This is a genomic window from Cryobacterium zhongshanensis (genome assembly GCF_022760445.1).
Lineage (GTDB): Bacteria > Actinomycetota > Actinomycetes > Actinomycetales > Microbacteriaceae > Cryobacterium > Cryobacterium algoricola.
In genome coordinates this window covers 313,426-334,820 of sequence record NZ_JALGAR010000004.1, presented here as the reverse complement: position 1 = coordinate 334,820, position 21,395 = coordinate 313,426, and the positions used below count along the sequence as shown (strand labels likewise).

Sequence of the window (21,395 nt, the reverse complement as noted above, 5' to 3'; positions counted from 1 at the left end):
CAAATCCGGACAACCCGAAAGCTTGCGCGGTTTTACCGCCCTACCGCTAGCGTACCGGGGATGCGGGGGGCGTTTTAACGCGGAATCTACGAACCGGGCGCGAGGTCGGCGAAGCGCGAATAGTGTCCGTGGAAGGCGACGGTCACGGTGCGCGTGGGTCCGTTGCGGTGCTTGGCCACGATCAGGTCGGCCTCGCCTGCCCGCGGGTTGTCCTTCTCGTATGCACTCTCGCGGTGCAGCAGGATGACCATGTCAGCGTCCTGCTCGAGTGAACCGGACTCGCGCAGGTCGGAGATGGCCGGCATCTTGTCCGCACGCTGTTCCGGTCCACGGTTGAGCTGGGAGAGGGCGATCACGGGAACCTGCAGTTCCTTGGCCATGAGCTTGAGCGCCCGGGAGAACTCGCTGACTTCCTGCTGGCGGGACTCGACCTTCTTGCCGGAGGTCATCAGCTGCAGGTAGTCGATGATGACCATCTTGAGGCCGACGCGCTGCTTGAGGCGGCGGCACTTCGCGCGGATCTCGACGAGCGTCATGTTGGGGCTGTCGTCGATGTAGAGCGGTGCGTCGTTGATCCGGCCGCGCGTTGCGGCGATCGTGGTCCAGTCCCTGGCGTCGACGGTGCCCTTGCGCATGCTCTGCAGGGGCACGGATGCCTCGGCGGAGAGCAGGCGCATCGCGATTTCACTGCGTCCCATTTCCAGGGAGAAGAAGATGCTCGGCATGTCGTGCTTGATCGATGCCGAGCGCGCGAAGTCGAGCGCCAGGGTCGACTTTCCGAGCGCAGGACGTGCCGCGACGATGATGAGCTGGCCGGGGTGGAAACCGTTGGTGAGCTCGTCCATGTCCGCGAATCCGGTCGGCACGCCGGTCATCTGGCCGTCTTTGCCCTTGGCGGCCTCGATCTCGTCGATGGCCGCCGTCACGGCCTCGGTGAGGGGCACGTAGTCTTCGGTCTCGGTGCTGCCGGTGACGGCGTAGATCTCGGCCTGGGCGTTGTTGACGAGGTCGAGCACCTCGCCTTCGCCCGAGTAGCCCATCTGGGCGATGCGCGTTCCGGCCTCGACCAGGCGGCGCAGCAGCGCCCTCTCGGCGACGATGGACGAATAGAATCCGGCGTTGGCCGCGGTCGGGACGAGGCTCGTGAGGGTGTGCAGGTAGTCTGCGCCGCCGGCTCGGGAGAGTTCGCCGAGCTTCGTGAGTTCGTCGGTGACGGCGATGACGTCCGTCGGCTCGCCCTGCGCGTAGAGCGACAGGATCGCGTCGAAGATCAGCTCGTGCTTGGGGATGTAGAAGTCCGCGGCGCGAACGGTCTCGACGACGTCTGCGACGGCGTCCTTGCTGAGCATCATGCCGCCGAGGGCGCTCTGTTCGGCGAGGAGGTCGTGCGGGAGCGTTCGCTCGGTGTATCGGGTCTCGGTTCCGCTGCGCGGATCAGTACCGCGTTTGTCCGCAAGACCCAGGTGAGCGATCGACAACGGTGCCTCCTTTATCCGTGGTGATGTTCTATCAGGGACCGCCGACACCATCGGACGATTCCGGCACACCTCGATATCCGGCCGCGTGCCCACGATACGGACCGGTTTCCCCAGGCGACAAATACCCCTGTGGATAACACTGTGCACAAGAGGGGCGAAACGCCGCAAGTCGTGTGCACAACCTGTGGACTCGGCTGTGGAGAACTATTCTTCTTTGAAAAGTTAATGCGGTCTGATCAGGCATTAATTCTATTCACACCTGTGGGTAAAAAGCAGGTTCAAGTACACCTTGAATGTTTGTGCTCAGAATAAATCCTGTGTACAAATCCGGGGATTCACCAACTGAAAACACCCTCGAAAGGGGTGGTTAAAGCCTTAAACGAGCCTAGCGGCGGACTCCGTGAGGAGTCCGCCGCTAGGCCGGCAGTGTGACTGCTTACTTGGCTGCTACCACCACGAGGGTGATGGTGGCGCTCAGCTCGTCGCGAAGACGAACCGTTGCCTGGTGCTCTCCGACAGACTTGATCGGGCTGAGCTCGATCTTGCGCTTGTCGATGGCGCCGAGGCCTGCAGCGGCGACGGCTTCGGCAACATCCGTGGTCTTGACGGAGCCGAAGAGGCGTCCGCCCGTTCCGGCCTTGACGACCAGACGGACCTTGGTGTTCTCGATGGTTGCCTTCAGGGCCTGGGCCTCTTCGAGCGTGGCGTGCTCACGGGCGACACGAGCAGCCTTGATCTGTTCGATCTGCTTCTCGCCTCCGCGGGTCCAGGAAACGGCCCAACCCTGCGGGAAGAGGTAGTTACGGGCGAACCCGTTCTTGACCTCGACGATGTCGCCGGGTGCGCCGAGGCCGGAGACCTCGTGCGTCAGAATGATTTTCGACATTTGGCTACCTACCTGCCTGAGCCGGCGTAGGGCAACAACGCCATTTCGCGGGCGTTCTTGACGGCACGGGCGATGAGGCGCTGTTCCTGGACGGAGACACCGGTGATACGACGGGCGCGGATCTTTCCACGCTCGGAGATGAACTTGCGCAGGGTGGGGACATCTTTGTAATCGATGACACCAACCCGGATCGACTTCGCGGGAGCGGCGTTCTTGCCACCCTTAGCTCCGCGGAGCGGCTTGCGGCGGTCGCCGCTCGACTTTCCAGCCATGATTTCCTTACTTTCTTAAGAAGTGCGTTTCAGCCAGGCAGCGCCGGGGCGCCGCGAGTGGCTAGAAGGGTGTCTCGTCGCTGAAGTTGCCCGGGGTGTTCCACACGTCGCCACCGCTGTTGACGGCGGCGGGCGGAGTGGCTGCCCAGGGCTCGTCGTTCCCGGCCGCTGCGGTGTTACCGCCGCGGGGGGAAGACGACGATGCAGCGCGAGTGAGCGAAGCAGTGGCGTACTTGAGCGAAGGACCGATATCGTCGATTTCCAGCTCGAAGCTTGTGCGCTTCTCGCCTTCCTTCGTTTCATAGGAACGCTGCTTGAGCCGCCCAGTAGCGACGACACGAGAACCCTTGGTCAGTGAACCGGCGACGTGCTCGGCGAATTCACGCCAAACGCTCGCGCGCAGGAACAATGCGTCGCCATCTTTCCACTCGTTGGCCGCGCGATCGAAATTGCGCGGAGTGGATGCGATGGTGAAGTTGGCAACCGCCAACCCGCCCTGCGTATAACGCAGTTCCGGGTCGCTGGTCAGGTTGCCCACCACGGTGATTACGGTCTCGCCGGCCATGGGCTACTTGTCGCTTGCCTTGTCGGCGGTGTCGGCGGCTGCTGCGGGTGCCGGTGTGGCGACCGCTGCGGGCTTGGCGACTGCTGCCGGGGTGACGACTGCTGCCGGGGCTGCAGGAGCTGCCGGTGCTGCGGCCTTGACGGCTGCGGCGGCGGGAGCCGATGCGGGCTTGACAGACGCGGCGACCTTGGCGGTCGGGGCGGCTGCGGCTTCGGCCTTCGCGGCAATGACCTTCGGGTTGGCTGCCTTGCGGGCGGCCTTCTCGGCGGCGAGCTTGCTCGCGACGGCAACCTGGGCGATGCCTTCTTCTGCGCGGAGAACCTTGGTGCGCATGACGGCTTCCGACAGCTTCAGCTGGCGGTCGAGCTCGGCCGTGGCAGAAGCGTTCGCGGTGAAGTCGACGACGGCGTAGATGCCTTCGGACTTCTTGTTGATCTCGTATGCGAGACGGCGGCGACCCCAAACGTCAACCTTGTCAATCGTTCCACCATCGTTGCGAACAACGTTGAGGAACTTGTCAAGGCTGGGAGCTACGGTGCGCTCATCGATCTCGGGATCGAGGATAACCATCAACTCGTACTGATGCATGACTAACCCACCTCCTTCGGACTAAACGGCTGCAGAATCTCTGCAACAGGAGGGTTGTGCATGTGCTGAGAGCGGAGGCCGGGAATCCGGCACGCAGACAACCTGCCCAGACTACTCGATGAGGCGGCCAAAAGCCACCACAGCGGCGCGGCGCCCTCCGCGCCGCACCTGCGTTCTCAGCCCGAGCATGCCGCGACGCGCGTGCGCCCAGCGGCCGGATGCCGCACCTGTGCAGAACTGCGCGCATCCGCCCCTGGTGAGGAGTGGCTACTGGCCGTGGCCGGCCCACCACGCCTGCAGGCGACGTGTTGCCTCCTCGACACCGAGTGGCCCGTCGTCGAGGCGCTGTTCGAGCAGGAAACGGTAGGCCTCGCCGACCTCCCTGCCCGGCTTCACGCCGAGGATCGCCATGATCTGCTCTCCGTCGAGGTCTGGCCGCACTGCGGCCATCTCCTCCTGCTCGGCGAGCTCACGAATGCGCTGCTCGAGGTCGTCGTACGCGAAGCCCAGCCGGTCGGCCTTGCGCCGGTTGCGGGTCGTCACGTCGGCCCTGGTGAGGATGTGCAGCCGTTCGAGCTGGTCGCCGGCGTCGCGCACGTAGCGCCTGACGGCCGAATCCGTCCAGGCACCCTCGGTGTATCCGAAGAAGCGCAGGTGCAGCTCGATGAGCCGGGACACGGCCGCGATCGTGTCATTGTCGAAGCGCAGCGCCCGCAGGCGCTTCTTCGCGAGCTTGGCGCCCACCACGTCGTGGTGGTAGAAACTCACGATTCCGCCGGGCTCGAGCTTCCGGGTCGCCGGCTTCCCGATGTCGTGGAACAGGGCGGCAAGCCGCACGATCAGGTCAGGGCCGCCCGGGAAGCTCTCCCGGGACTTCTCGTACCCGATGGCCTGGTCGAGCACGGTGAGGGTGTGCTGGTAGACGTCCTTGTGGTGGTGGTGTTCGTCGACCTCGAGGCGCAGGGCCGGTATCTCCGGCAGCACGATGTCGAGCAGGCCGGAGTCCACGAGCAGCTCGAGGCCGCCGTGCGGGTTGTCGGAGAGGAGGAGCTTGCAGAGCTCCTCACACACCCGTTCCGCCGAGATGTTGCGGATGCTCGACGCCATCGCGTCCATCGCGATCGCCGTGTCGAGATCGAGGGTGAAACCGAGCTGGGCGGTGAACCTCGCGGCACGCATCATGCGCAGCGGGTCGTCGCCGAAGGAGATCTCCGGCGAGATCGGGGTCCGCAACACCCCGGCCATGAGGTCGCCGATCCCATTCGCCGGGTCGACGAGGGTCAGTCCGGGGAGGCGCAGCGCCATCGCGTTGACGGTGAAGTCCCGGCGGAGCAGGTCGTCCTCCAGGCTCAGGCCGAACACGACCTCCGGCTTGCGGGTCACCCCGTCGTAGCTGTCCGCCCGGTACGTCGTGATCTCCACGGTCTCACCGGCGACCTTGGCCCCGATGGTGCCGAAGGCCCGCCCGATGTCCCACTGCGCCTCGGAGATCGGGGTCACGATCTCGAGGATCTGCTCCGGCGTCGCGTCCGTCGTGAAATCGAGGTCGTGAAGCGTTCGGCCCAGGAACGCGTCGCGCACCGGACCGCCGACGAGGGCAAGCTCATGGCCCGCGGCCTCGAAGGCCAGGGCCAGACGGGATACGGGAGGAGTGGCAGCCAGGTCGCCCAGCCGCGTGAGGGCTGTCGCGACGCTCTGCATGCCCCCCATGTTAGTTCCTGGTCGCCTCGTGCTGCTGTCGCAGACCGGTTACCCAGGGCGCACGCCGTAGAATCCCCTATATGGTGGCCGAGTCAAGTACTGCGCGTCGGCCCGCGCTCCCGTCAGCGGCGAGCAGCCGCTGGTCGCACCTCAGGGTCCCTGTCTCCGCGCTCCTGATCGGCATCCTCGCCGGACTGCTTCCCCTGGCTTCGTCGGGTTTCGTCCCCGGCGCGCCGATCGCCACGGCGGTCGCGGCCACGGCGACTCCCACGCCCGCGCCGACAGCGGATGCCACGGCCGCGGAGCCCGTCACGGTCACGGTCGCCCCCGTCTCCCTTGCGCCCCTCCGGTCCGGGGAGGACCTCGCGGTCACCGTTCGGATCACCAATGACAGTTCGGACACCATCACGCCCGGCACGATCGAGGTCTACCTCGCCGAACGCGCCCTGACCAGCCGCAGCGCGCTCACCGCCTGGCTGCATCCCACCAAGGTCGGGAAGCCGGGCGACCTGATGCTGCGTTCAGAGCTTCCGGCCGCCATTCCGCCCTCTGGGACCGCAAGCGTCGCCATCACGGTGCCCGCCTCCGACGTCGGCCTGACCTCGGGCAATGCCTGGGGGGCCCGCGGCATCTCAGCCACCATCACCGAGGACGGGTCCGTGCTCGCCCAGGGTCGCGGCACCTTCGTCTGGTATTCCAACGAGGTCGTCACCCCGGTCGGTCTCTCCGTCGTGATGCCGATCACGGTGCCGGAGCAGAACACCGGACTCATCCCGGCGAAATCGCTCGAAACCTATACCGCTCCCGGTGGCAGGCTCACCCGTCAGCTCGACGGCGTGATCAACCGCGACGTCACGCTCGCGATCGACCCGATGATCATCGCGTCGATCCGCATCCTGGGCAACGCGGCGCCTCCGAGTTCCCTCGCCTGGCTCAAGCGCCTGAGCGAGGCCAGAAACGATATATTCCCGCTCGGCTATGCGGATGCCGACCTCACGCTCCAGTCCCAGGCCGCGTCGGGAAAGCTCCTGGCTCCGATCTCGTTCGACCAGTCCATCAACGCCTCGGATTTCGCGTCCCCGACACCCACACCGCCGGCATCGATACCGGCACCGACGCCGACTCCGACGACGACCGGCAGCGCCCCCGCCGGCCTGGTCAACACCGCGGCCACCCCCGCGGCCACCCCGGAGACGCCCACTCCCACTCCCACTCCGACACCGACGACCGCTCCGGGTACGCCCCCCACGAGCGAGCAACTCCTGGCCTGGAACTACACGGCCACCGACGTCGGCTGGCCGGCGACGGGCACGGTCGCGGCCGCTGACCTCGACACCTTCACGGCGGCCGGCCTTTCGAGCCTCATCCTCGGCGGGGCGAACACCGCCCAGTCGGACCTCACCGAAACCCCCAACGCGAACGTGGTCCTGGCCGGCGGCCACGGAAACGCTCTTGTCACCGACGAGCCGATCTCCGCAGCACTCAGGGCAGCGGCCACCGCGACGACGGACACCGACTGGCAGGTCGCCATGGCCGAACTGAGTTCCCACATCGCGGTCGTCTCCGCCGAACGCCCGGCGACGGCGCGCACCCTCCTCGCGACCTTCGACCGCGACACCGTGCCGGGCGGCGCCCGGCTGAGTGAAACCCTCGCAGCCCTGGCAAGCCTGGGCTGGCGGGCACCGGCGAGCCTGGCCACCGCACGCGCGGCATCGCCTGCCACGGACGTCAGCTTCCAGTCCCAGGCGGTTTCCGGCATCCGCATCGAGAAGGCGCGCAGCCTGCTCGAGCGCGAGCGGGAGGTCACGTCGTTCTCAACGGCGCTGTCCACCCCGCTCGCCATCACGGCCGCCCAACGGCTGACGACGCTCGCACTGCTGTCGACGAGCTGGGCGCGGGACACGGAAGCCTGGAGCGAGGCCGTCGATGCGAGTCTCGTGGACTCGACAGCACTGCTCTCCTCGATCAGCGTGTCGACAAAGGGTCCGATCAACGTCGTCGGCAGCCAGGTCGACATCCCGATCACCCTCGACAATGCCCTGGCGCAGGCCGTCACGGTGAAGGTCCAGGTCGTCCCGTCCAACGGCCGGCTCATCGTGAGCGGCGACGTCATCGAGGCCACGATCGAGGCGTCCTCCGCCAGGACCGTCAAGGTCCCCGTGACCGCCGCCGTCGGAAACGGCGCGGTCACCCTGCGGATCACCCTGTTCACGCCGGACGGTTCCATTGTCGGCCAGCCCGCTCACATCCCGATCAACGTGCGCGCGGACTGGGAAGGCCTCGGTTCGCTGATCTTCGCGACACTGCTCGTCCTCTTCTTCGGATTCGGGATCTGGCGAAACGTGCAGCGCCGCCGCCGGGAACGCACTGCGATCCTTCCGACCGCCGATGGCCCCGCCGATGGCCCCGCCGATGGCCCCACTGATGACCCCACCGATGAACCCACCGACATCCCCGCCGAGCCTCCGGTCGTGCCGCGTGGCTAGCATCGGGCGCGCGAGCGCGTTCCTCGCCTCCGGCACGATCGTCTCCCGCATCCTGGGCTTCGTGAAGGTCATCGTCCTCGCCGCCGTGATCGGCCTCTACGGCACGAGCGCCGACGCGTTCGCGCTGGCCAATCAACTGCCGAATACCGTCTATACGATCGTCGCCGGCGGAGTCCTCACCGCGGTTCTCGTCCCCCAGATCGTCAGGGCCGGCCTGCACCTCGACGGCGGCACCGCGTACATCAACAAGCTGCTGACCCTCGCCCTCTCCATCCTCGCGGTCACCACCCTCGCCGCGACACTCCTGGTCCCGGTCATCACACCCTTCATCGGCCTGCACCTGCCTCCAGCGCAGTTGGACCTCGCCATCGCCTTCGCCTATTGGTGCATGCCCCAGATCTTCTTCTACGGCCTGTACACGGTTCTGGGTGAGGTCCTGAACGCGCGCAAGTCGTTCGGACCCTTCACCTGGGTCCCGGTCCTCAACAACGTCGTCGCCCTCGCGGGAATCCTGGTCTTCGCCCTCGTCGCCGGTACCGACCCGAACGGCGATCGCACGGCAGGCGAATTCACGCCGGGCATGATCGCTCTGCTGGGCGGCACGGCCACCCTCGGCGTCGTCGCCCAGGCCGTCGTGCTCTTCTACTTCTGGCGTCGAATCGGACTGCGCTTCCGCCCCGATTTCCAGTTCCGCGGTGTCGGTCTCGGCGCTGCAGGGAAGACCGCGAGCTGGACCTTCGGCATGCTCCTGCTGACCACGGCCGCAGGGATTGTCGAAACCCAGGTCGTCACCCAGGCCACGGGTAAGGCATCCGTCGCCGTGCTTGCGACAGCCTGGCTCATCTTCATGCTCCCGCACTCGGTCATCACCGTTTCGGTCGCCACGGCCTACTTCACCGGCATGAGCGAGCATGCCTCCCGCGGTGACGTCGTGAAGCTCAGAACGGATGCCTCGTCGGCTATCCGAGGGACATCGCTCCTGATCGTGCTCGCGTCGACGGTCATCCTCGTCTGCGCCTATCCGTTCGCCGCAGTGTTCACCCAGGGGAAGTTCGAGCAGGTACAGGGCACCGGGAACGTGATCATCGCCTATATCCTCGGCCTCGTCGCATTCTGCGTGCTGTTCGTCCTGCAGCGCACCTTCTATGCGCTCGGCGACACCCGTACGCCGTTCTTCTTCACGCTGTTCCAGGTCATCCTGGTCGTGGGCGGAGTGCTCGGGTGCTCCCTGCTGCCCCCGGCCTGGATCGCGGTCGGCATCGCGCTCGTCGTGACGGTGTCCGGAATCCTGCAGACGGTCCTGGCCGGCCACCTGTTGCGTCGCCGCCTGGGCGGGATCGACGGCCGCCGCATCCTGCGGAGCCTGATCCGCTACCTGGTCGCCGCACTCCCTTCCCTCATCCTGGGCCTGGGCCTTCTGTTCCTCCTGGGCGGTACACACGAGGGCGGTTTCGCCGTCTCCGGCCGCCTGGAAGCGATCGTGTCGATGGCCATCATCGGGGCTGTGATGGCGCTCGCCTACTTCGGCATGCTGCTGCTCATGCGCAGCGAGGAACTCCGGGTCTTCCTGGTACCCCTGATCAACCGGTTCCGCCCGCGCGGAACGAACTAGCCCGGCACACTGGCAACCGACCGTGAACGCGGGGTCCTGGCCGGGAGACGCGGAATAGCATCCGATTAGGATGTGTTGTACCCGGCAGCGAGGCGAGAGCACCTGCCCTGCCCCCACTGCGAAGGAGTCTACGCGTGCGTCAGATCATCATCATCGGCTCCGGCCCGGCCGGATTCACGGCTGCCATCTACGCCGCACGTGCCAACCTCGCACCGCTCCTCATCGCGAGTTCGGTGGAGGCCGGCGGCGAACTCATGAACACGACAGAGGTCGAGAACTACCCCGGCTTCCCCGAGGGTGTCCAGGGTCCCGACCTGATGCAGAAGATGCAGGAGCAGGCCGAACGTTTCGGCACTGAGGTCGTCTATGACGACGTCACCGAACTCGACCTGACGGGTTCCGTCAAGACCGTCACGCTCGGCTCCGGTGAAACCCACGAGGCCCTGACCGTGATCTTCGCGACCGGTTCCGCGTACCGCAAGCTCGGACTCGAAGACGAAGAACGCCTCTCCGGCCGCGGGGTCTCCTGGTGTGCCACCTGCGACGGCTTCTTCTTCAAGGAGAAGACGATTGCCGTGATCGGCGGCGGCGACTCAGCCATGGAAGAAGCGACCTTCCTGACCCGGTTCGCGAGCAAGGTTTATGTCGTGCACCGCAAGGACACCCTGCGCGCCTCCAAGATCATGCAGGAACGCGCCTTCGCCAACCCGAAGATCGAATTCATCTGGAACTCGACGGTCACGGGCATCACGGGCACGGATGCCGTCGACGGCCTGGTTCTGCGCGACACGGTTACCGGGGCCGAGAACGTGCTTCCGGTGGGCGGCGTCTTCATCGCCATCGGCAATGACCCGCGGACGCATCTTGTGCACCAGCAGCTCGACCTCACGACCGATGGCACCATCGCGGTCGACGGGCGCTCCTCCAGGACCAGCCAGGCGGGTGTCTTCGCGGCCGGCGACGTCATCGACCCGCACTACCGTCAGGCCGTGACCGCTGCCGCATCCGGCACCGTCGCGGCGCTCGACGCGGAGAATTTCCTCGCCGCTCTTGCCACGGAGTTGTTGACCGGCACCGACGACGCCGTATTCGAGACAGCCACCAACTAAACAGATAGTTTCCCAAACACCCGGTTTCCCAACAGCCAGTTTCCCAACAGGCTTTAGCTAAGGAGCACACATGTCCGCACGTGCCGTTACAGACGCGACTTTCGACCAGGAAGTCATCAACAACGAGAAGACAGTCCTCGTGGACTTCTGGGCAGAATGGTGCGGCCCCTGCCGCGCCGTCAGCCCGATTCTCGACCAGATCGCCGCAGAGCACTCCGACAAGCTCGACATCGTCAAGCTCAACGTCGACGACTTCCCCGCCCTGGCCGCGAAGTACCAGATCACCTCCATCCCCGCGATGAAGGTGTTCCAGAAGGGCGAGGTCGTGAAGACGGTCATCGGCGCCAAGCCGAAGGTCGTCCTCGTTTCCGACCTGGCCGCCTACCTGGCCTGATCGTTCCGTCCACTGGACACGGTTTCACGTGAAACACCGCACGTAGAGATCAACGAGGCCCGCCCGGCTCCTGCCGGGCGGGCCTCGTCATATCCGGGTGGGCCTACGATTGAAGCCTCACCAGAACGGATGTGACGTGACTGCACAGGGCTCTTCCCAGGCCGGTAACAACCTCGACCCGTGGTACCACCACTACGCCGAGCGAGCCGCAGGTCTCCGCGCCTCTGAAGTGCGTGCCCTCTTCGCCGTCGCCTCACGGCCCGAGGTCGTCTCCCTGGCCGGGGGAATGCCGTTCGTGGCCGCCCTGCCGCCTGACCTCGTGGTCAACGCCATGGAACGCGTCATGCGGGAACAGGGGCCCGTCGCCCTGCAATACGGCTCCGGCCAGGGCGTACCGGCACTCCGGGAGCAGATCCTCGACGTCATGGCGCTTGAGGGCATCCGCGCCCACGCCGACGACGTCGTCGTCACGACGGGTTCGCAGCACGCGCTCGAGCTCGTCAGCAAGCTCTTCCTCGACCCCGGTGACGTCGTCATCTCCGAGGGCCCGAGCTACGTCACAGCCATGGTCATCTTCAAGTCGTACCAGGCCGAGGTCGACCACGTTCCCATGGATGAACACGGACTCATTCCCGAGGCCCTGCGTGAACACATCGCGCAGCTCCGCGCCACCGGCAAGACCATCAAGTTCCTGTACACGATCCCGAACTTCCACAATCCTGCCGGGGTCACACTGAGCTGGGAACGCCGCATCGAGATCCTCGAGATCTGCCGGGCGAACAATATCCTCGTCCTCGAGGACAACCCCTACGGGCTCCTCTACTTCGATCGGCCGGCGCCGGCCGCGATGCGCTCCCTCGAACAGGACGGCGTGGTCTACCTCGGCACCTTCTCCAAGACTCTCGCTCCGGGTTTCCGGGTCGGTTGGGCCCTCGCGCCGCACGCGATCAGGGAAAAGCTCGTGCTCGCCAACGAAGCGGCCGTGTTGTCGCCGAGCTCATTCAGCCAACTCGTGATCTCGGAGTACCTCGCGACGGCGAACTGGAAGGCCCAGATCAATACCTTCCGCGGGGTGTACCACGAGCGCAAGAACGCACTGCTGAACGCCCTCGACGAGTACCTGCCCGAGCTCACCTGGACGAATCCCAACGGCGGGTTCTACGTCTGGGTCACCCTGCCCCCGTTGCTGAATTCCAAGGCCATGCTCCCTCGTGCCGTCAAGGAGCTCGTCGCGTACACGCCGGGCACGGCATTCTTCGCCAATGGCGACGGGCAGCAGAACATCCGGCTGTCGTTCTGCTATCCCACACCCGCTGAGATCCGCGTCGGCGTTCGCCGCCTGGCGACCGTCGTCCGCGACGAGCTCGACCTCCTGGAAACATTTGCCGGCACCGGCTCGCTCGATCCGGTCCGCACCCCCGGTCGCTTCAACCCGCTACCGACCGATATCTCCTAACCCCAGCACCATTCCCAAGCGATTAGCAAGGAATCCCTGATCATGACCGATATTTCTCCCCTGGCGATCGTCGTCCTAGCCGGTGGAATCTCGCATGAACGCGATATCTCACTCCGATCGGGCCGCCGGGTAGCGGATGCCCTCACCGTTCTCGGGCACAAGGTCACCCTCCTCGACCCCCAGGCCGGGCTCCTGCTCGACCTCACCACCCGGGCGCCGGACGTCATCTTTCCGGTCGTGCACGGCGCAACCGGCGAGGACGGTGCCCTTCTGGCGCTCCTCGAGACGACGGGAATCCCCCACGTCGGCTCGCGCGGCGGCCCGGCAAGCCTCGCCTGGACGAAGCCCACCGCCAAGGAACTCGTCCGGCGAGCCGGATTCGCGACTCCGAACTGGATCGCCCTCTCCAAGGAGACCTTCCGTGACCTCGGTGCCGCGAGCGTGCTCGAGCACCTCCTGACGGCGCTCCCCACTCCCCTCGTCGTGAAGCCCTCCCAGGGCGGATCCGCCCAGGGAGTGACGATCGTCGAAACGGCGGCCGAACTCCCCCGAGCCATGGTCGAGGCGTACACCTACAATTCCGTTGCCCTCGTCGAGGAGAAGGTACGCGGCACCGAGCTCGCCGTGACGGTCATTGACTCAGGGGACGGCCCCCGCGCCCTTCCCGCGGTCGAAATCGTCCCGGTCAACGGCGTGTACAGCTTTGAAGCCCGGTACAACGCCGGCGAGACCCTCTTCTATGCTCCCGCCCGCATCACCCCAGAGACAGCGTCCCTTGTCTCCGAGACCGCGGTCGGAATCCACGCCTTGCTCGGACTCCGGCACATTTCCCGGATCGACCTGATCGTCGACGATGACGGGTTGGTTTGGTTCCTCGAGGCGAACGTGCTTCCCGGACTCACGGAAACCTCACTGGTCCCCCAGTCCATCGAAGCCTCGGGTGCGACGCTCGGTGACGTCTACGAGTCTCTCGCACGTGCCGCGGTCGCGACCATCGACTGACCCGAACCGCCCGGATCGCCAAATTTCCACCGAATTCGACCCAATTTGGCCCCGATCCGAGAATTCCGGAAACTCCGAAGTCGGCTTAGGATGCGTTCTGGCGACCTGAAATCACTCGAATTTCACGCCACTCCTGGTCATTTGTGACGCCGTTTCACGTGAAACATTCACACCAGACCCGGCGCGCGACAGTGAACCGGTAAAAAGGGTGTTTCACGTGAAACATCCACGGCACCCTATTGATTCACCCGACACGTCAGAGGCTCGGTGTGACTCCATCCAGCGGCGCAATGCTGCGGTCTGTAGTTCGACCGCCGTGTTTCACGTGAAACATGCACACATTTTGTAACTCGCGCCATGGTTTCACGTGAAACATGCACAGAGCATCACATCAACGCGACAGATTCCGGAACCGGAACCGCACGGCTCCTGCGCCGGATGTTTCACGTGAAACACCGCACGAATGTACTCCCGCGTGGTGCAGGGACTAGTTGGAGCCGAAACCGGGCTCGCCCAGAACCGCCAGGATCCGGTTCAGGTCGCCGATCGTGGCGAAATCAATGTTGATCTGCCCCTTGCGCGCGCCCAGGTTGATCTTCACCCGGGTGTCCAGACGATCGCCGAGGTGAAGGGCGATCTCGTCGAGGTGACCCTGACGTTTGCCCGCGGACGGGCGCGGCGCCTGCACCTTCGGCACCGCGGTCGCCGCGGCCTCCGCTGCACGGACAGACAGGTCCTCGTTGACGATCTTGTCCGCGAGCCGAAGCATCCCTTCTGGGTCTCCGACGGAGAGGATCGCGCGGGCATGCCCGGCGGACAAGACCCCGGCCGCTACGCGCAGTTGCACGGCCTCAGGAAGCTTCAGGAGCCGGATGGTATTCGTGATTTGCGGCCTTGACCGGCCAATTCGCTGTGCCAGCTCGTCCTGGGTGATGCCGAAGTCCGCGAGGAGCTGCTGGTATGCGGACGCCTCTTCGAGCGGGTTCAGCTGCGCGCGATGCAGGTTCTCGAGCAGCGCGTCACGCAGCATATCGACGTCCGCGGTCTCACGGACGACGGCGGGAATGGAATCGAGCCCGGCTTCCTTGGTCGCGCGCAGCCGCCGCTCGCCCATGACGAGCTCGTACTTGCCGGGCTGGTCCGGGAGCGGGCGCACCACGATCGGCTGCAGCACCCCGACCTCTCGGATGCTGTGCACCAGTTCGGCGAGATCGGACTCGTCGAAGACGCTGCGGGGTTGCTGCGCATTCGGGACGATGTCAAACGGGTTGAGGTGAGCGAGCCGGGCACCGGGAACCGGTACCAGGAGGGTGGCCTCCGTTTCCGGCTCTTCCGGCGCGGTGGGAACAGCTGGGACATCCGCGTCCGGCACGACTGCGAGCTCGACCGTACCGATCCCCGCCGCCTCGTTGGCGGCGGCCAGTGCCGCAGCAGCACTGGCCTTGGCCGCGGGGGAGTAGGGGAAGAAGACATCCACGGGACGAGCGAGGGTCGGGTCGTCCTGAATCGGAATCAGGGCGCCAATGCCGCGGCCGAGGCCTGTTCTCTTCGCCATTACTGTCGTTCTCCTGTCTGGGGGGCACCGCGCCTGGCGATTTCCGCTGCTGCTTCAAGGTAGGAGAGCGATCCTGCCGAGTTCAAGTCGTAACTGATCACGCTCTGGCCATAGCTCGGCGCTTCAGAAACCCGTACGGAGCGCGGAATAAGGGTGCTCAGTACTTGATTCGGGAAGTGATCGCGCACGTCCTGTGCCACCTGGTTGGCCAGATTGGTGCGGCTGTCGTACATCGTCAGCAGGATCGTCGACACGGTGAGTTCCGGGTTGAGGTGTTTCTCGATCAGCTCGATGTTCTTCAGAAGCTGACTCAGGCCCTCGAGCGCGTAATACTCGCACTGAATCGGGATGAGGACCTCTTTCGCGGCCACGAAGGCGTTGATCGTGAGAAGTCCGAGTGACGGGGGACAATCGATGAATACGTAGTCGTACGGATCCGTCATCGTCTTCAAGTGCACGCTCAGGGCCCGGCTTAGCCGCTGTTCGCGGGCCACGAGAGAGACGAGCTCGATCTCGGCTCCGGCGAGGTGGATCGTGGCCGGCACGCAGAAGAGGGAACCGAACTCCGGGCTGCTCTGCACGACGGACGCGAGGTCCATGTCATTGATGATCACGTCATACACGCTCGGGGTGTCCGCGCGGTGTTCGACGCCGAGGGCGGTCGACGCGTTTCCCTGCGGGTCGAGGTCGATCACGAGCACCCGGGCACCCTGACGCGCCAATGCCGCAGCCAGGTTCACGGCGGTCGTGGTCTTGCCCACGCCGCCCTTCTGGTTCGACACCGTGATGATCCGCGTCCGTTCGGGCTTCGGTAGCTGCTCCGCCGCGATCACCTGACGTCGGCGCGTCAGCTCGCTGATTTCCCTCGCGAGGGGAGTGCTGGTGTCAAAACCGGGTGCGGACGCGGTGTCGTGCTGATCCTGGCCGGGTTGTTTCACGTGAAACCTTACGTTCGACGGTTGAAGAGCCATCCGAGGGTGCTGCACGATCCATGTTCGCAGCTGCGAAACACCAATCGGGGACTAATCAACTGTAGCCCTTATGACCCGCGTGACGTCCTGCAGCACGCCCTCGCCGAGCGTGATGACCTCGACATTGCTGAGGTGGAACCGTCGGATCTCCTTGGTCGCCGCCGAGATCTCTCCCGGGGCCCCGGCACCCTTCATCAGCACGAGCTCGCCCCCTGCCTTGACGAGCGGCGCCGTCAGGGGAATCAGAGTCCGGAAAGCGCTTACTGCTCGCGCAGTGACCTGATCGAGTGCCTGCGGGAGGTGCACATCCTCAGCTCTGGCGCGGATCACGCTCGTATTGGCCAGACCGAGCTCGGCAACCTGCTCGGTCAGCCAGGCGACGCGCCGCTCCATCGGTTCGATCAACACGAATTCAACGTCGGGCCGCATGATCGCGAGCACAAGCCCAGGCAACCCGGCACCGGACCCGACGTCACCGACCAGTCCCGGGCGGAGCAGGGGTGCCATGATCGCACAGTTCAGGATGTGCCGGCTCCAGAGCCTGGGCAATTCGAGCGGGCCGATCAGGCCACGCTCCTCACCTTGGCTCGCCAGGTTGGCCGCGAAGGCCCGCGCCACGTCGATGCGTACCCCGAAGAGTCCCGCGGTGACGACGGGTTCGATCTCGAGCGTGTCGTTCACGTGTTCCACGTGAAACTACGCCGCGGTGATGACCGTGTGGCGGTCGCGGCCCTCACCCGTCGATTCCGACACGTATCCGTGCTCGGAGACGAGATCGTGCACGAGTTTGCGCTCGTAGGAGGACATGGGCGGCAGGGACGCTTCCGTCGCGCCTGCGACGATGCGCTCGATCGCACGGGTCACCAGGACGCCCAGCTCCGCCTGGCGGGCCTCGCGGGAACCGCCGATGTCGAGGATCAACCGAGAGAACGACCCGGTCTTGTTCTGTACCGCGAGGCGGGTCAGTTCCTGGAGGGCGTTCACGGTGTCCGGACGCGAGAGGAGGCGCAGGCTTCCGGCATCCGTCGAATTGACCGACACGTAGGCGCGCCCGTTGCGGGCGTCGATGTCGATGTCCCCGTCGAGGTCGCAGATGTCGAGGAATTCCTCGATGTAATCCGCGGCAACGTCCCCCTCCTTCTCGAGCTGATCGAGGGTGGGGGAGTCGTCTTCCGCGGGGGAGGCCGCGGCGATCACGTCGGTGTTCTCAGTCACGATGTCCGTCTCTTCCGTGGTTCTGTTCAGTCGTTCCGTGCGGCCGTTCCGGCCGTGCGGCTCAGTCTATTTCTTCGGGCCGGTCTGCTTCTTGGCCCGGGACTTGCCGACGGGCTGCTGGCGCTGTGGCTGCTGCTTCTTCGGTTCCTCGACCACGATGATGTCGCCGTCCTTGGCGATGAGCTTTCCCTTGCGGGCGAGACGCTCCTCGCGGGCCTTCGCTGCTTCGCTGCCCGGTGTCGGCATGTTGCGGATGACCAGGAACTGCTGGGCCATGGTCCAGATGTTCGAGGTGAGCCAGTAGAACATGACGCCGAGCGGGAACGCGATACCGGAGAAGGCGAAGACGAGCGGGAGTAGGTACAACATCATCCGCTGCTGCTTGAACATCGGGCTCGCCTTGGTTTCCGGCGACATGTTCTTGGAGACGATCTGCAGTTGCGTGATGAACTGCGAGGCGGTCATCAGCACGACCATGGTGGCCGCGATGAGCATCACGGCGAGGTTGTACGGGCTGCCGGCAACGAGCAGGGCCCACTGGGTGGAGAACGATTCGTGCAGCGGGGCGACCCCGAACAGGGTGGCGCTGCCGAAGCTCTCGGCGAGCTGGGAGTTGAGCGGCCCGACGCCGGCCTTCGCGTGCTGGGCGTCATTGAGCACCGAGAACAGCGCGAAGAAGATCGGCATCTGCAGCAGGAGCGGGAGGCAGGAGCTCAGCGGGTTCGTACCCGTGCGCTTGTAGAGTTCCATGGTCTCGCGGGACATCGCCTCGCGGGAGAACTGGTCCTTCTTGCCCTTGTACTTGTCCTGGATCTTCTTGAGCTGCGGGGCTACCTCGAGCATCTTGCGCTGGCTGCGAATCTGCCGTACAAAGATGGGGATGAGCGCGGCGCGCACGACGAGCACGAGCCCGACGATCGCAAGGACCCAGGTGATGCCGTCGTTGTAGCCGAGTCCGACGGTCGTGAACAACCAGTGGAAGGCGACGAGCAGGAGCTCGACAGCCCATTTCAAAGGCCAGAGAATCGTACCTAGGAGGTCCATACTTTGGGTCAGCCCTTTCCGTGGCTCACTGGGACTACAAATCCAAACGACGTCACGGCGTAGCGACGCTTGCGCTTCAGCGGAACGTCATCGACTCCGCCTTCGGCCCACGGATGACACCGGGCAAGACGGCGAGCCGCCAGACCGGACCCGATAACCAGGCCATGTTCCTGAACGGCACCGAGTGCGTACGCCGAACAAGAGGGATAGTACCTGCAAACGTCGCCATACAGCGGTGAGACCACCGCGCGGTAGACGCGCAGCAGCACAACTCCGAGATTGCGTGGGATCAGAAGGATCCACACGAGGACCGACTTCATGAGGCTGACCTCATCGCAGACGCCGCATCACGAGGGCAGTCGTTCCGGCCGGCGATGCCCGGATCCGGTGGTGCCTGCCGCTTTTCGGCGCTCGAAACTCTGGAGCGCCTGGCCGACTTCGGCCTGAAGAACGGGCCAGTCCAATTCGTGCGCCGCCGGAAGTGCCCGGATGACGACATCCGTGCCGGGGTGCACCGAGGGGAGCAGACCGAAGCACGCCGCCTTCAGGCGACGGCGCATTCGGTTGCGCCGGACGGCGTTCCCCACGTTCTTGGCGACGATGAAACCGAACCGAGGGGGAAGCCCCTCGGTGTTGTCACGCAGGTACGTCACGAAATGCGGACCAACAACACGCACGCCACGGCGAACGACCATCTTGTAGTCGCTGCCGCTCGTGATGCGATTGGTCCCCGCGAGCACGGGAGTGCTTAGGCGGAAAGCTCGGTGCGACCCTTACGACGGCGGGCACCGAGGATTGCACGGCCGGCGCGGGTGCGCATGCGAAGACGGAAGCCGTGCACCTTGGCGCGACGACGGTTGTTCGGCTGGAAAGTTCTCTTGCTCATTGTGTGGTCTCCACGTATTGAATCTCCGCAGGCCAAAAAATGTAGAGCGGCCGGGAAAGAGTGAGGTAGCCCGCGGGCTGGGGTCAACTGATTAAAACTACGGCCTCAATCGGTGCTGGTCAAACCCGACGGCGGCAAACGGAAGATTCTGCACATCTTTTCGCGGTTTCCGGTGAACGACACGTACCGAATCCACAACAGAGTTGGCCGCCGCGGCCGTCATTGACTACCGTGAGGACAAGTTATCCACAGGCAGCCCCCATTGCCTGTAAAACACAGCCCGAATTGCACACAGGCGGTGGATAACCTTGTGGATGCTTTTGCTGAGGCCGTCGATTCGGCTCACACTGGTGTCGACTCTTCCGGCGATGCCGGGTGCATTCAACAAGTTTTCAACAAGACCGACAGACAGTACCGACAGACAGTATCGACAGAGGGAACAATGGCAGCCGAAGAACAACCGATCGCGGACACCTGGCGGGCAGTGCTCACCAGCCTCGAATCGGATGACACCATCACTCCCATGCTCTACGGCTTCCTCAACCTGGTCGAACCCAAGGGCATCGCCGCCGGCACCTTCTACCTCGAGGTGCCGAACGAGTTCACCGCGAGCATGCTCAACCAGCGGATGCGGGTTCCCCTGCTCGCCGCGATGGGCAAGTTGTCCGATGCGACCGCTGTGTCCACGTTCTATGTGGTCGTCAACCCGGAACTCGAGCAGGAGTCGCTCCGACCGGTCCAGGAGACCGCACTGCCGCGGGATGTCGAGACCCCGGCAACGCCCCAATCGGTTTTCGAGAGCGCGCCGCCCGTGGAAAGCCCGCACGACACCCGGCTCAATTCGAAGTACAGCTTCGACAATTTCGTGATCGGGCAGTCGAACCGCTTCGCACACGCGGCTGCCGTCGCCGTCGCCGAGGCGCCGGCCAAGGCATACAACCCGCTCTTCGTCTACGGTTCGTCCGGACTCGGCAAGACGCACCTGCTCCACGCCATCGGCCACTACGCCATGAGCCTGTACCCGGGCATCCGCGTGCGTTATGTCAGTTCCGAGGAATTCACCAACGACTTCATCAATTCGATCGCGAACAACCGCGGCTCGGCATTCCAGTCCCGGTATCGCAATATCGACATCCTGATGATCGACGACATCCAGTTCCTGCAGGGCAAGGCGGAGACACAGGAGGCGTTCTTCCACACCTTCAACACCCTGCACGATCACAACAAGCAGGTCGTCATCACGAGTGACCTGCCGCCGAAGGCACTGACCGGCTTCGAAGACCGCATGCGCTCCCGGTTCGAGTGGGGCCTCATCACGGATGTCCAGGCACCCGACCTCGAGACCCGCATCGCGATCCTGCGCAAGAAGGCCCAGAGCGAGAAGCTCCAGGTCCCCCACGACATCCTCGAATTCATGGCGTCGAAGGTCTCGTCCAACATCCGTGAACTCGAAGGCACCCTGATCAGGGTCACCGCCTTCGCCAGCCTCAACCGGACTCCGGTCGACATGGACCTCGTCCAGACGGTGCTCAAGGACCTGATCACCCTCGACGAGGACAATGTCATCGCGCCGGTCGACATCATCACCAACACCGCCGACTATTTCAAGCTCACGGTCGACGACCTCTACGGCTCTTCCCGCTCCCAGGCGGTTGCCACGGCCCGTCAGATCGCGATGTACCTCTGCCGGGAACTCACCAATCTGTCGCTCCCGAAAATCGGCCAGTTGTTCGGCAACCGGGACCACACGACGGTGATGTATGCGAACAAGAAGATCAGCGAGCTCATGAAGGAACGCCGGTCGATCTACAACCAGGTCACGGAACTCACCAACCGCATCAAACAGGACCACCGCTACAAATAAGTGCAAAATCCCTCAGTTTTCACAGCTGTGGATAACCCTGTGGAAACTCGTCGGACAACTCGTGCGAATTTGTGGAAACTCCGGAAGGGCTTGTGCAAACTCCGCTCGCCGACAGGCTCGTCCTGAACCGGAAGCCGATTAACGCTCACAGGCTGCCCACAAGTTACATGTTTGTAGTTCCCAGTGAATGAGCCGCATCCACAGAGTTATCCACAGTTTCCACAACGGTTAAGAAGATTAACAAAAACTTAAACTTCTCTCTGGCCGACAACCTTTCCTCCGAAGCCGGAGGAAATCGAACGACGCAGAAG

At 64.6% G+C, this 21,395-nt stretch carries 20 protein-coding genes and 1 pseudogene; 7 read left to right on the top strand and 14 right to left on the bottom strand.

Features of this window, described 5'->3' with window-relative positions; genetic code table 11:
* Window positions 1-86: 86 nt before the first annotated feature.
* The 6 genes and pseudogenes from dnaB to MQH31_RS15665 form a co-directional block, all read right to left on the bottom strand.
* Window positions 87-1,478, bottom strand: coding sequence for a replicative DNA helicase (gene dnaB / locus MQH31_RS15690; protein WP_134534776.1), 1,392 nt, complete (start codon window positions 1,476-1,478; stop codon window positions 87-89).
* Between the two features lie 436 nt (window positions 1,479-1,914).
* Window positions 1,915-2,364 carry a 50S ribosomal protein L9 gene (gene rplI, locus MQH31_RS15685; RefSeq protein ID WP_134448533.1) on the bottom strand — a complete coding sequence of 150 codons (450 nt, stop codon included), beginning with the start codon at window positions 2,362-2,364 and terminating at the stop codon, window positions 1,915-1,917.
* 8 nt (window positions 2,365-2,372) lie between these two features.
* Window positions 2,373-2,636 (bottom strand): 30S ribosomal protein S18, encoded by a 264-nt coding sequence (gene rpsR, locus MQH31_RS15680; RefSeq protein ID WP_035835236.1) that lies wholly within the window; start codon window positions 2,634-2,636, stop codon window positions 2,373-2,375.
* 61 nt (window positions 2,637-2,697) lie between these two features.
* Window positions 2,698-3,201, bottom strand: a complete 504-nt coding sequence (locus MQH31_RS15675) for a single-stranded DNA-binding protein (RefSeq protein ID WP_134534775.1) — start codon at window positions 3,199-3,201, stop codon at window positions 2,698-2,700.
* A gap of 219 nt (window positions 3,202-3,420) precedes the next feature.
* A pseudogene (gene rpsF / locus MQH31_RS20910) lies at window positions 3,421-3,789 on the bottom strand (30S ribosomal protein S6); the annotation flags it as partial.
* 267 nt (window positions 3,790-4,056) lie between these two features.
* A complete protein-coding gene (locus MQH31_RS15665; RefSeq protein WP_243012813.1) occupies window positions 4,057-5,490 on the bottom strand; it encodes a CCA tRNA nucleotidyltransferase in 1,434 nt (477 codons plus the stop codon).
* An 80-nt stretch (window positions 5,491-5,570) separates the two neighbouring features.
* Between MQH31_RS15665 and MQH31_RS15660 the strand changes: the two genes are divergently transcribed.
* From MQH31_RS15660 to MQH31_RS15635, 6 genes are all read left to right on the top strand, one after another.
* Entirely contained in the window at window positions 5,571-7,976 is a 2,406-nt protein-coding gene (locus tag MQH31_RS15660) for a DUF6049 family protein (RefSeq protein WP_243012812.1), read from the top strand.
* On the top strand, window positions 7,969-9,588 hold the full coding sequence (murJ, locus tag MQH31_RS15655; RefSeq protein ID WP_243012811.1) for a murein biosynthesis integral membrane protein MurJ: 1,620 nt from the start codon (window positions 7,969-7,971) through the stop codon (window positions 9,586-9,588). The genes MQH31_RS15660 and murJ overlap by 8 nt, the downstream gene beginning before the upstream one ends.
* Window positions 9,589-9,722: 134 nt before the next feature.
* A complete protein-coding gene (trxB, locus tag MQH31_RS15650; protein WP_243012810.1) occupies window positions 9,723-10,697 on the top strand; it encodes a thioredoxin-disulfide reductase in 975 nt (324 codons plus the stop codon).
* Window positions 10,698-10,767: 70 nt separating this feature from the next.
* The gene (trxA, locus tag MQH31_RS15645) at window positions 10,768-11,091 is read left to right on the top strand and encodes a thioredoxin (protein WP_134534770.1); all 324 of its coding nucleotides are present in this window, start codon (window positions 10,768-10,770) and stop codon (window positions 11,089-11,091) included.
* A 136-nt stretch (window positions 11,092-11,227) separates the two neighbouring features.
* Window positions 11,228-12,547 (top strand): aminotransferase-like domain-containing protein, encoded by a 1,320-nt coding sequence (locus MQH31_RS15640; protein WP_243012809.1) that lies wholly within the window; start codon window positions 11,228-11,230, stop codon window positions 12,545-12,547.
* 42 nt (window positions 12,548-12,589) lie between these two features.
* Entirely contained in the window at window positions 12,590-13,549 is a 960-nt protein-coding gene (locus MQH31_RS15635; protein ID WP_134534768.1) for a D-alanine--D-alanine ligase family protein, read from the top strand.
* 487 nt (window positions 13,550-14,036) lie between these two features.
* On the opposite strand, the gene MQH31_RS15630 is transcribed toward MQH31_RS15635, so the two are convergent.
* The 8 genes from MQH31_RS15630 to rpmH form a co-directional block, all read right to left on the bottom strand.
* Window positions 14,037-15,104: a ParB/RepB/Spo0J family partition protein gene (locus MQH31_RS15630; RefSeq protein WP_243012808.1), complete on the bottom strand. Its 1,068-nt coding sequence runs from the start codon at window positions 15,102-15,104 to the stop codon at window positions 14,037-14,039.
* Window positions 15,104-16,075: a ParA family protein gene (locus MQH31_RS15625; RefSeq protein ID WP_372488171.1), complete on the bottom strand. Its 972-nt coding sequence runs from the start codon at window positions 16,073-16,075 to the stop codon at window positions 15,104-15,106. The genes MQH31_RS15630 and MQH31_RS15625 overlap by 1 nt, the downstream gene beginning before the upstream one ends.
* A 51-nt stretch (window positions 16,076-16,126) precedes the next feature.
* Window positions 16,127-16,756 (bottom strand): 16S rRNA (guanine(527)-N(7))-methyltransferase RsmG, encoded by a 630-nt coding sequence (rsmG, locus tag MQH31_RS15620; RefSeq protein ID WP_243012807.1) that lies wholly within the window; start codon window positions 16,754-16,756, stop codon window positions 16,127-16,129.
* A gap of 15 nt (window positions 16,757-16,771) precedes the next feature.
* Complete coding sequence (locus MQH31_RS15615) at window positions 16,772-17,290, bottom strand: Jag family protein (protein ID WP_134534764.1); 519 nt, start codon at window positions 17,288-17,290, stop codon at window positions 16,772-16,774.
* Between the two features lie 66 nt (window positions 17,291-17,356).
* A complete protein-coding gene (gene yidC, locus MQH31_RS15610) occupies window positions 17,357-18,334 on the bottom strand; it encodes a membrane protein insertase YidC (RefSeq protein ID WP_134448555.1) in 978 nt (325 codons plus the stop codon).
* 8 nt (window positions 18,335-18,342) lie between these two features.
* Window positions 18,343-18,654 (bottom strand): membrane protein insertion efficiency factor YidD, encoded by a 312-nt coding sequence (gene yidD, locus MQH31_RS15605; protein ID WP_243012806.1) that lies wholly within the window; start codon window positions 18,652-18,654, stop codon window positions 18,343-18,345.
* Window positions 18,655-18,681: 27 nt separating this feature from the next.
* On the bottom strand, window positions 18,682-19,074 hold the full coding sequence (rnpA, locus tag MQH31_RS15600) for a ribonuclease P protein component (protein WP_308196470.1): 393 nt from the start codon (window positions 19,072-19,074) through the stop codon (window positions 18,682-18,684).
* 8 nt (window positions 19,075-19,082) lie between these two features.
* Window positions 19,083-19,220, bottom strand: a complete 138-nt coding sequence (gene rpmH / locus MQH31_RS15595) for a 50S ribosomal protein L34 (protein WP_010204566.1) — start codon at window positions 19,218-19,220, stop codon at window positions 19,083-19,085.
* Window positions 19,221-19,662: 442 nt separating this feature from the next.
* Between rpmH and dnaA the strand changes: the two genes are divergently transcribed.
* Window positions 19,663-21,084, top strand: coding sequence for a chromosomal replication initiator protein DnaA (gene dnaA, locus MQH31_RS15590; protein ID WP_134534762.1), 1,422 nt, complete (start codon window positions 19,663-19,665; stop codon window positions 21,082-21,084).
* Window positions 21,085-21,395: the final 311 nt, after the last annotated feature.

Excerpts from the sequence above, each read along its gene's own strand:
- rplI (WP_134448533.1), bottom strand. The coding sequence starts at position 2,364 with ATGTCGAAAATCATTCTGACGCACGAGGTCTCCGGCCTCGGCGCACCC.
- rpsR (WP_035835236.1), bottom strand. The coding sequence starts at position 2,636 with ATGGCTGGAAAGTCGAGCGGCGACCGCCGCAAGCCGCTCCGCGGAGCT.
- MQH31_RS15675 (WP_134534775.1), bottom strand. The coding sequence starts at position 3,201 with ATGGCCGGCGAGACCGTAATCACCGTGGTGGGCAACCTGACCAGCGAC.
- MQH31_RS15665 (WP_243012813.1), bottom strand. The coding sequence starts at position 5,490 with ATGCAGAGCGTCGCGACAGCCCTCACGCGGCTGGGCGACCTGGCTGCC.
- MQH31_RS15660 (WP_243012812.1), top strand. The coding sequence starts at position 5,571 with ATGGTGGCCGAGTCAAGTACTGCGCGTCGGCCCGCGCTCCCGTCAGCG.
- trxA (WP_134534770.1), top strand. The coding sequence starts at position 10,768 with ATGTCCGCACGTGCCGTTACAGACGCGACTTTCGACCAGGAAGTCATC.
- MQH31_RS15635 (WP_134534768.1), top strand. The coding sequence starts at position 12,590 with ATGACCGATATTTCTCCCCTGGCGATCGTCGTCCTAGCCGGTGGAATC.
- MQH31_RS15630 (WP_243012808.1), bottom strand. The coding sequence starts at position 15,104 with ATGGCGAAGAGAACAGGCCTCGGCCGCGGCATTGGCGCCCTGATTCCG.
- MQH31_RS15625 (WP_372488171.1), bottom strand. The coding sequence starts at position 16,075 with ATGGCTCTTCAACCGTCGAACGTAAGGTTTCACGTGAAACAACCCGGC.
- yidC (WP_134448555.1), bottom strand. The coding sequence starts at position 18,334 with ATGGACCTCCTAGGTACGATTCTCTGGCCTTTGAAATGGGCTGTCGAG.
- yidD (WP_243012806.1), bottom strand. The coding sequence starts at position 18,654 with ATGAAGTCGGTCCTCGTGTGGATCCTTCTGATCCCACGCAATCTCGGA.
- rpmH (WP_010204566.1), bottom strand. The coding sequence starts at position 19,220 with ATGAGCAAGAGAACTTTCCAGCCGAACAACCGTCGTCGCGCCAAGGTG.
- dnaA (WP_134534762.1), top strand. The coding sequence starts at position 19,663 with ATGGCAGCCGAAGAACAACCGATCGCGGACACCTGGCGGGCAGTGCTC.